Annotated in this window: 6 protein-coding genes and 1 pseudogene; 2 read left to right on the top strand and 5 right to left on the bottom strand. The window is 60.2% G+C overall.

The window, feature by feature from the left end:
• Positions 1 to 305: 305 nt before the first annotated feature.
• The 4 genes from ppk1 to ABX749_RS10485 all read right to left on the bottom strand — a co-directional run bounded on the left by ppk1 (position 306) and on the right by ABX749_RS10485 (position 5,784).
• Positions 306 to 2,543 carry a polyphosphate kinase 1 gene (gene ppk1, locus ABX749_RS10500; RefSeq protein ID WP_145219927.1) on the bottom strand — a complete coding sequence of 746 codons (2,238 nt, stop codon included), beginning with the start codon at positions 2,541 to 2,543 and terminating at the stop codon, positions 306 to 308.
• 108 nt (positions 2,544 to 2,651) lie between these two features.
• Entirely contained in the window at positions 2,652 to 3,521 is an 870-nt protein-coding gene (locus tag ABX749_RS10495) for a hypothetical protein (protein WP_372895935.1), read from the bottom strand.
• Positions 3,522 to 3,695: 174 nt separating this feature from the next.
• Positions 3,696 to 4,745, bottom strand: a complete 1,050-nt coding sequence (locus ABX749_RS10490) for a c-type cytochrome domain-containing protein (protein WP_372895934.1) — start codon at positions 4,743 to 4,745, stop codon at positions 3,696 to 3,698.
• Positions 4,746 to 5,070: 325 nt separating this feature from the next.
• Entirely contained in the window at positions 5,071 to 5,784 is a 714-nt protein-coding gene (locus ABX749_RS10485; RefSeq protein WP_372895933.1) for a hypothetical protein, read from the bottom strand.
• 148 nt (positions 5,785 to 5,932) lie between these two features.
• Between ABX749_RS10485 and ABX749_RS10480 the strand changes: the two genes are divergently transcribed.
• Positions 5,933 to 6,895 carry a 3'-5' exoribonuclease YhaM family protein gene (locus ABX749_RS10480; protein WP_372895932.1) on the top strand — a complete coding sequence of 321 codons (963 nt, stop codon included), beginning with the start codon at positions 5,933 to 5,935 and terminating at the stop codon, positions 6,893 to 6,895.
• A complete protein-coding gene (gene queC, locus ABX749_RS10475) occupies positions 6,892 to 7,581 on the top strand; it encodes a 7-cyano-7-deazaguanine synthase QueC (protein WP_372895931.1) in 690 nt (229 codons plus the stop codon). The genes ABX749_RS10480 and queC overlap by 4 nt, the downstream gene beginning before the upstream one ends.
• A 47-nt stretch (positions 7,582 to 7,628) precedes the next feature.
• Here queC and ABX749_RS10470 read toward each other — a convergent pair.
• Positions 7,629 to 9,662: pseudogene (locus ABX749_RS10470) on the bottom strand (hypothetical protein); the annotation flags it as partial.

Genomic DNA, 9,662 nt, shown 5'->3' with positions numbered 1-9,662 from the left:
CGCCGTCTCGTTCGACACCGAAATCAACCCGCTCGATTTCGTCGGACGCGCCCCCGAACAAGTCGACGAGTTCATCGAACAAGAGATCGAACCGATCCGACGCCGCTACGCCGATCAAGATTCATTGAGCGTCGAAGTCACCGTGTGAAGCCAAGTCACCGACTTGTTCCGAGGCTCCGCCTGAACGGCGCTGAATCGGTCGCTGATGCCGATACACGTTGCAGCGCATTTGGCATGCACAGCATGCCCTACCCAAGCCTGCCGACAGAGCCGGCGTGGGTGGCAAGCAGGATGCTTACCCCACTCTAGCTTCCCGCACTGATCGGGCGGAACGTCGCGCGGCGACTCGATTCGGCTTTCTTCCATGTGTTGACCACACGGTCGTACAACACCCGCTGGGAACGCAACGGAGGCTCATCACCTCGATCGGGCTGACGGTATTCGCCGTCGGGCATCATCTTCCAGCAATTGGTGTTGTCCTGGAAATATGTCTCCAACACTTCCTTCAACCGATCGCAGCACTTGCGATCCGCCACAGGCACCAACAGCTCGACCCGGCGATCCAAGTTCCGTGTCATCCAATCCGCACTGCCGATCAATAGTTTCTCGTCGCCGTCCTGATGAAAGCAGAAAATCCGCGCGTGCTCCAGGAACCGATCGATGATCGAAATCACTTCGATTGAATCGCTCAAGTTCTTCACACCGGGCCGCAAGCAACACTGTCCACGGACGTTCAAGCGAATCTTCACCCCCGCGCGACTGGCACGATAAAGCGTATCGATGACCTCCGGGTCCACCAGGGCGTTGAGTTTGGCGGTGATTTGCCCGCGGCCGCCCTGCAGACTGCGCTGCGTTTCCTCTTCGATCAAATCCAGAAAGCGGCGTCGCATCGTGGTCGGTGCGGCGGCCAACTCTTCCAGCGCCCTGGGCTGGCTGGCGCCGGTGATCGCATTAAAAAAGTTCGTCGCGTCGTGGCCCAACACCTCGTCACACGTCAGCAATGAAATGTCACTGTACAGCTTCGCCGTGGCCTCGTTGTAATTGCCGGTGCCGAAGTGCATGTAGCGGACGATGCCTTGCGGTTCACGCCGAACGATAATGCACACCTTGGCATGCGTCTTGAGCCCGTGAATTCCATAAATGACCTGGACGCCGGCGCGTTCCATTTCCTTTGCCCATTCGATGTTGCGCGCCTCATCGAAGCGGGCTTTCAATTCCACGATCGCGGTGACGTACTTGCCGCGTTCGGCCGCGCGTTCCAACGCCGCAACGACCGGGCTGTTTTTGCTGGTTCGATACAACACCTGTTTGATCGCCAACACATCCGGATCCGCTGCAGCCTCCTCGATCAACCGCACGACGGAATCGAATCGATCGTAGGGATGGACCATCAACACATCGCCCGCCGCGATCGTCGTGAACATCGACTCTTCCGGATCGATCCGCGGATGTGGCTTGGCCGGCCAGACTTCATCGCGGAGGTGATCGAAACCCTCTTCCCCGTGCAGCGTGAACAGAAAGCTCAGATCGATCGGGCCGTCGATCGCGTACAGGTCTTCGGGGTGCAAGTGGTGAACCTTCTGCAAGAACTCGACCGCCTCCTCGCTGGCCGACGCTCCGTATTCCAGACGAACCGGTCTGGCGTAGCGCCGGTTCTCCAAGATCTCTTCCATCCCGCCCAGCAGATCGCTCGCGGCGTCTTCGCGAAACTCGATGTCGGCGTTGCGGGTCAGCCGAAAGGGGACGCACTCGAGCACTTCGCGGCCCGGAAAAAATTCGTCGACAAAGTGCGCCGCCAAACTCTCCAACAAGACATACCCGTGCCGTTTGTCGCCCGAGATCGGCAACACGCGTTGCAGCGACCGCCCCATCGGAATCAACGCGTATTCCGACGTTTCGGCAGAGCCCTCTGCTTCGCCCGACTCCGGACCGTCGCTCGCCTTGCCGAGCCGGGTGTCGGGATCCCGTTTCAAACGGATGAACAGGTGCAACCCCAGGCCTTGCAGCAGCGGAAAGCTGTCCGAGGAAACCGCTTGGGGAGAAAGCACGGGAAAGACATCTCGCCAAAATCGGGCGGTCGCCGAGCCATGCTCGGCCTCGCTGGCTTGCGTCAAATCGATCTGAGCGATGCCGGCCGACTCCAATTTCGGCTGCACCTCCTGGCGAAGTAATTGGTACTGCCGTGAGACGATCTCATGCCCCTTTTTGGCGACTGCCTGCAGTTGCTCGACCGCCACCAAGCCTGCCGGATCCCGCTGCGTCGGGTTGCGTTGGTGCAAGATCTTGAGCCCGCCGACGCGGACCATCATGAATTCGTCCAGGTTGGAACTGGTGATGGCCAGAAACTTGGCGCGTTCGAGAATCGGCAAGCTGCCGTCGGCCGCCTGGGCCAGAACGCGTTGATTGAATGCCAGCCAGCTGAGTTCGCGGTTGAGAAAACGATCCTCCGGCAGCGGACGATCGATCAGTGCTTTGCGTGAGGCGGTTTTGGAACCCGGTTTTTTCTTCTTTTCGCTTTTCGCCACTCGTTTTCCCGTGTCCATGATTGCGTGATTCGTGCCCGGAACGTCCCTCACACAGAATACGCGATCCGCCGATCACCAGAAATCACCCGACGAAGAAATACGGGCTAAATGACACCCCGCCACCGATCATTCGCCGATCACGTGCAACTGTGGTGGTGCGTCGCGGTAGCCGTCGCTGTAGCCATCGCTGTAGCCGTCGCAGAAGAAATCGTCTTCTTCGATTTCTACCTCGTCATACTCGATGTCGATGCCATCACTCGGGTCCAGAGCTGAATCCTTAAAATCCATGCTGACTGGGGAGACGCAGAGGTGATTGCCGTCGACGCGACGAAACGATTCCCGCGGCGCCACGAGCGCGTCGAACGACGCACACGCCAAAGCTTCCTGCGATTGGCGCCGCAACCGCTCGCGACGCTCTTCATACCTCATCCCGGGAAACAATCCGCGGCCCGGATAGTTCGACAAGACGGCTGCCAACAGCAACACCACCGCAACAAAACCGACATAGGGAAGTTCATAGGTGGATCCGATCACGGCAGCGCTCGCCAACAAGAATCCGATGAATCCTTTCAGCACAAAACTTGACACAGAACTGACCACTGCGGTCGCCAAACGTCCACGCCGTCTGCGCGAAAATCGACCGCCGACAGCCCCCATCAGACGAGCCGTCCTGCCGAAAAAACGCAGCCCCATAAACGCGACCACCAACATCGGCAACGACAGCGTTGCGTATCCGGAAAACTCTGGAAAGAAAAGAAACAGGAACACCGCCGCCACACACAACACGGCGATGACACCTCGGATGGCCAGTCGCAACTGGTGTGACGCTTCGAGTGCCAGAATCGCGGTCGCAGACCCGCTGGAACGGTTTGGCCGCAAGGCTTGGCGGCGAGACCTGAGCGGCGCCGTCGACTCGGGCAGAGCCCCCACCACCGGCGGATCCATTTCGTCTACTGCACTGTTGAACTGGCCTTCCGCTTGATTGATAACGCCCACGATTCGCACTCTCACTGTTGTTTCTTTCTTGTCAGGCCACCCTCCGTGCAGCGTTCGCTTGCAATCCTTTTTCCCGGCGTCAGAACAGCCGGTTCACAAGCGTTGACCTCGTGTGGCAATTACCATGCCGATTGAGCCGGTGAGAGTCGGCTCAAACACGCGTGACGCCCCGCGTCAGTTGGACGGTACGGGGGTGACCGACGCGGCGATGATCTCATCGTCAGCCGATGCCGCGGGTTCCTCCGCGAGCTGTTCCTCAGCCGGTTCGCCTTCGGTGCCCATCAAAATCCGGAACGCCTTGGGATAGAAATCCTTGCCATAGGTCATCTCGCCACCCTGGTGTCCGACCGCGCCGACCATTCCCGCGACGACCAACAGGCCGATCTTCCAAGTCCGTTCGAGCGAATCATTTTTCGTCGCCAACGCTCGCAGCGCGACCAGCGCCAGCACGGCGGACGTGACGGCTACGATCACCCCGCTCCAGCGATGCCAGAACACTTCGCTATCCATGTCGACCTTGGTCCAAGACCCGTAGCCTTTCTCGATCGCGAACGACCATCCCATCGCCGTCGAAGCGATCGCCATCAAGGAACCCAACAGCAAACAGGCCAAGGGGATCTGTTGCCCCAGACTCGGCCACTTCCATCCTAAAACGACGAACAGCGCGCCGAACAGCAACAGCGCGATCGGGAAATGGACGGTGGCGGGATGCAAAAAACCCTGGAACGCCCAGACCCGATCCACGAGCGACTTGGGTGCTTCGGCGACCGGCTCGGCAACCGCTTGTTCCGGCTGAGACGAGATGGGGACGATCGCGACGTCCTCGGGCCAGTCGGCACCTTCGTCGATCCAAACCCGCACCAACGACAACTCGTGCGGCGACATCGGGCCGCCTTTGGATGGGGGCGGCATCAGCATGTCGGGATCGTCCGAAAGCATGTAGTCCGCCAACACGGTGCTCGACTCGGCATCCTCCGGTTCGACGTACGACAAGAACGTCTCGGCGTCATCGACACGAAAGTCCCCCTTCGCTTCCTCTTCGTTGTGACACTCCAGACATCTGGCCCGCAGGATCGGAACGATGTCACGCTGAAAGTTGACGATCCGCCCCTCCTCGTCCACCGCGGTGCGTTCCTGAGCCTTCACGGAGCCGACGTCGACAAGGATTGCCACACTGATTGCGGCAAGGACGAGGCGGAACGGGAAACGCATGAAAATGGACATCGCGTTTGTTTCTCCAAAACGATAACGACACCGAACGCACTGCCCGTTGACGACCGACCGGAACTCAGGCGACGCGTCCGCCCCATGGGTGCGGTTCGCGCCGAGCCCCGGTCGGCTCAAGACTTCAGTGGGTCACAGGGATCGTTGCCGGAAAAAGCGGGTGGTAGGGGGAGGGGGGGACCGGCCGGCGGGCGCAATGCGGCAGTGCATGGGGCAACCCGAATGGCGATCAAGACCGGCCGGTGCGTCCGAGATTGCGGGCGGGCCACAACAGCGGACACGCCACCATTATGACACACGACGGCCCCGGTTCCAATCACTACCGTTAAACCGTCAATCCGCTGAACGCGCTACCGATTCCGAGCGACTGGATTTCCTTCTTGACCGCTGCTTTGTCGGGGTTTTCCAGCGTTTCGACCACTTCGTCGGCCAACAACTGTGCGAAGGCCGCTTTGGCTTCCAATTTCAATTGCTGCAACTGAACTTGATCCAGCTTGACCGAGCACGCCTTTTCGACTTCGACGGCGATCTCTTCCAAGCTGGCCTTGGGATGAATCGTGCTGGCCCACAAGACGCTGTACAGCGGCCGGCTGGCATCTTGGTGCTGCATCCGTTCCAACGCTCGCCACGCCCGCTCGAGCAGACAATTTCGCCACAACACGAGCCACTGCTTGGAATCGAGTGTCACCGAGGGCGATTTTTCCTGGTCCGATTCGGCGCCGCCCTGTTCGACCAACCGCGCCTTGGCACAGGATTTCACCGCCCGCGCCAAAAAGTCTCGCAGCCGCCCCTTACGATGCTCGCCGAATCCCGCCGAAACCAGGTGCGTCAATAGAATCCGCAACGCCTGATCCGCTTCTTCGGTCGACCCCATCACGGTGGTCAACTGCTTTCGCATCGGCGACAGATAACGCAACACAAAACCGGCCGCACTTTCGGCTTCGGTCCACGAGTGCGAGGACCGAACCAAGTTGACCGAGGATCGGGTTTTGCCGGTGGATGAGATCTGAGTCGACATGCTGCCAGTATAACAGTCCACCGCCATAAACGAAGCGGTTTGCGAGAATTCGTCCCTTTGCCGGTCGCGTCGCAGGGGATCCCACGCCTCCACACCTTGCCATCGGCGGCCATCACACGCATCCTTTGCATCGACTCATCATTTTACGCCCCGCCAAAGGGAATCTGCCGTGCCTCGTACGCTTGTCACCGAACTGACCGACGGCCAATCTCTGGACCAATCCTTCCGCTTGGCCGACAAGCAAATCCGCGTCAACCGGCAGGGCGGCAAGTACCTGCTGCTCAAACTGGCCGACCGCAGCGGGACGATCGTCGCCATGATGTGGAACGCCGATGACTCGGATTACGAAAAAATCCGTCGCGGCGGCTATGTCCATTGCATCGGCCGCACTCAAGTACACCAGGGTGCGTTGCAAGTCATCTTGACCGCCATCGACGATCTGGCCGAGACCGAAGTCGATCCCAGCGATTTTGATCAGTTCGACGCCGGCGCCGCCGACCAGGCCCTGGCGACCTTGCGAGACATGATCGAGAACCTGCACAACGTCTACCTGCGTGGTTTGGGAAAGGCGTTCCTGTCCGACGAATCCTTCATCTCTAAACTTCGTCTGGGCACCGCCGCCGTGTCCAACCACCACGCCTACCCCGGCGGGCTGCTGCGGCACACCGTCGACCTGATGGAAGTCTGCCAGTTTCTCGGACCTCGCTATCCCGGCGTGGATACCGAGCTGTTGATGTTTGGCGCGTTCCTGCATGACCTGGGTAAGATCGAAGAGATCTCCGCCAGCGGCGAACTCAGCTACACCGACCGCGGCCAACTGGTCGGGCACATCGTCATCGGCGTGCAGATGCTCGGCGACGCGATCGCGGCGTTTGAAGAAGACGCCGACGAAGATTTCCCCAACGACTTGCGGTTGCAACTGGAGCACCTGATCGTGTCCCACCATGGCCAACTCGAGTTCGGCAGCCCCCGTTTGCCGGCCACCTTGGAAGCGATCGCGTTGCATCACATCGACAACCTGGACGCCAAAATCACTTCCTTTACCAGTCTGATCGAATCGGATTTGACCAACAACGAAAACTGGACCAACTACCATCCCTCGATCGGACGCAAGCTATGGAAAAAGCAGTGACCGAAAACCGCCCCCCCGCCGTCGTCTTGCTCTCCGGTGGACTCGACAGTGCGACCTGTCTGGCGATCGCACGCGAAGCAAACTTTGCCATCCATACGATCAGCTTTCGCTACGGCCAACGACACGAATACGAACTCGAACGAGCCGCCGCGTTGGCCCGGCAATTCGACGTCGCGTCGCACCGAGTCGTCGAAATCAATCTGTCCCAATTCGGCGGATCGGCGCTGACCGATCAGTCGATCGTGGTTCCCAAATCAGACTCCGTCGAACAGATCGGCGTGGAAATCCCCGTCACCTACGTGCCGGCACGCAACACCGTGTTCCTGTCACTGGCATTGGCCTTTGCCGAAACCATCGGCTCGGTCGATCTGTTCATCGGCGTCAACTCGCTCGACTACAGCGGCTATCCCGATTGCCGCCCGGAGTACATCGCCGCGTTTGAAACGATGGCCAACCTGGCGACCCAGAGCGGCACCAGCGGGCGAAAGCTGACGGTCCACACCCCGCTGATCCATCTGACCAAAGGCGAAATCATTCAAACGGGCCTCCGCCTGGGCGTCGACTATTCGATGACCCTGTCCTGTTACGATCCCGGCCCGGGTGGAAAACCCTGTGGCCACTGCGACGCCTGCCTGCTGCGCCAAAAAGGGTTCGATGAAAACAACCTGAAAGACCCCGCAGGCTGAGGATCTGGCTGCGAATCAGACTGCGGATCAAGCGGCAGAGGCTGTCTTCACTCAAACGTCTTCGGTTCCTTCACCGGCACCAGATCCCACGTCTCGCCCGGCGACGCGTCTCTGGTTCCGAACCGAAGACTTTCCAGCGCCGCCGCGGGGACGCGACAGTTCCCCAATTCGGTTTGCGTACCCGACAATTCGCGGCCGTCAAATCCGGCCGTCTGCAGCCCCAACCGCGCACCGTCACGGGTTGTGATGACGTAGCGACACGCTGCCGATGCTTCAACCGACGGCCCGAGCCAAATCACCTCCGCCACACTTGAGCGATTGATCAGCCGCGTCCGACCGCGGATTTCGATGCGAGCGGTGTCTTCGTCCATCGACAACAATCGCCCTCGCAACACGTCACCGTTGGGCGAAACCAGCAAGTGTGTCGGCGGCGAATCCGCCATCCGTCGCGGCAGACGCGTCAACCAAGGCGCATCGGTCTCGCCCGCCGCGACCGCCGGTCCCGTTCGAATGCGACGGACCTCGCCCAACGCCACCAGTACCTCGCCACACCAATCGCTTTGAAAACAGACACCGTTGGGCTGAATCGAAATCAATTGACCGGGCAAGCGATCGCCGCAACGCAGTTCCAGCATGCCGGGTTCGGGCACGGACTTTGCATCCGAATCCGACGTCGACGCGAACCGAATCGTCACGCCATCGGTCGCCGAGATTCCGACGTCATTCTCGCCGGACAAGCATCGCCAGCCGAACGTCGCTCCAACGTCGCGACCGTCCAGCAAACGTCCCCACAACGACACGCCGTCCGCTTGAAATTGAGACGCATCGACGGGCGGCGTTGTCACGTCCTCCGATCGGCCCACCCAACGCGTGACCCGCGACGGTGCGACGGGTAAAACGGTTCCCGTCCCATCACGCACAAGGATTGCACCATCGGGATCTCGGCCTTCCACCTGCCCGCGCACTCGACTCCCACCAGACAGACTCACATCACACGCCGATGTAACGTGCGCCGCCACGGCAAACTCCATCCGCGCAAGATCGTCTATGGCGTGCCACGTGCCGTCGACACGAAATCGATCCGCATCCCATTCCTCGGCGACTTGATCAACGATCGATCCGTCGCGAAACAGGGTGAAGCGATCGGGCAAGAACTGTGACGGCGGCGCCTGGCCATCCCAATGGAACAATTTGAAACTCGTCAGCTGCACCGGATCCCCGCGGTTGATCAACGTCAACTCGCGCCGCACGACGGGCTCCTCATCGACGAGGGAGACGTCCGCTTGCAGCACGCCGTCGCGGTAAGCCAGCAGCCGCCCGGTCACCTGGTCACAATACAAATCCAGCTCCAACCGTCCCGGCGAATCCGCCACGTCAAACACGCCGGCATCGGAAACACTCGCATTGCTGCGGACCAACGAGACACTTTCACCGAACCACTCCACTCGGCTGACAAAACGCTCGGTCGGCAAACGTGAAATCGACCCGCCCCGCCGATCCACCCGCGCACTGCCCTGCCCTGCCCCGCCCGGCGATCGATCACCGAGCGACAATTCAAAATCGGCCGTTCCCTCGCAAGCTACTTCGAATCGAATGCGAAATCGATCCGGCAGATCGATGCCTGCGACCGCCGTCGATTCCGGGACCGTGCATGCCATGCCCTGTTCGGTAAAGCTCCACCCCGTTTCTCGACGAAAGCGATAGCGAGCGTCGGACAACGCCAGAATCTGATGCGGCATGCTCGACTGGTCGACAATGCGGACCACGCGTTGGGCGGCAAACGAAACCCGCCCCAGGTCTGCGGTTTCAAGCGTGATCACACCGTCTAACCAGGAGACGACGTTGCCCACGAATCGGCTGCCGTCGCTCAACAGAAATGCAAATGTGTTGGTGGAAGTATCAAGACCATTACCTGCAACACTGCCAGAGTTCAAGGGTTCGCGACGAGCCTCCAACAGATTTCCGGTCGAGATTTCGATCGGCTGGGCGAACCGTGTGCTGTTGATCCGCAGCCTCCCCGACTCCTCGGCGGCGGACAACGTGCCGTCGATCTTGCTGCCATCGACCAGCAAAAAACGCAT

The organism is Stieleria sp., from assembly GCF_041595215.1.
GTDB lineage: Bacteria > Planctomycetota > Planctomycetia > Pirellulales > Pirellulaceae > Stieleria > Stieleria magnilauensis.
This window is presented reverse-complemented; position numbering and strand designations above follow the sequence as displayed.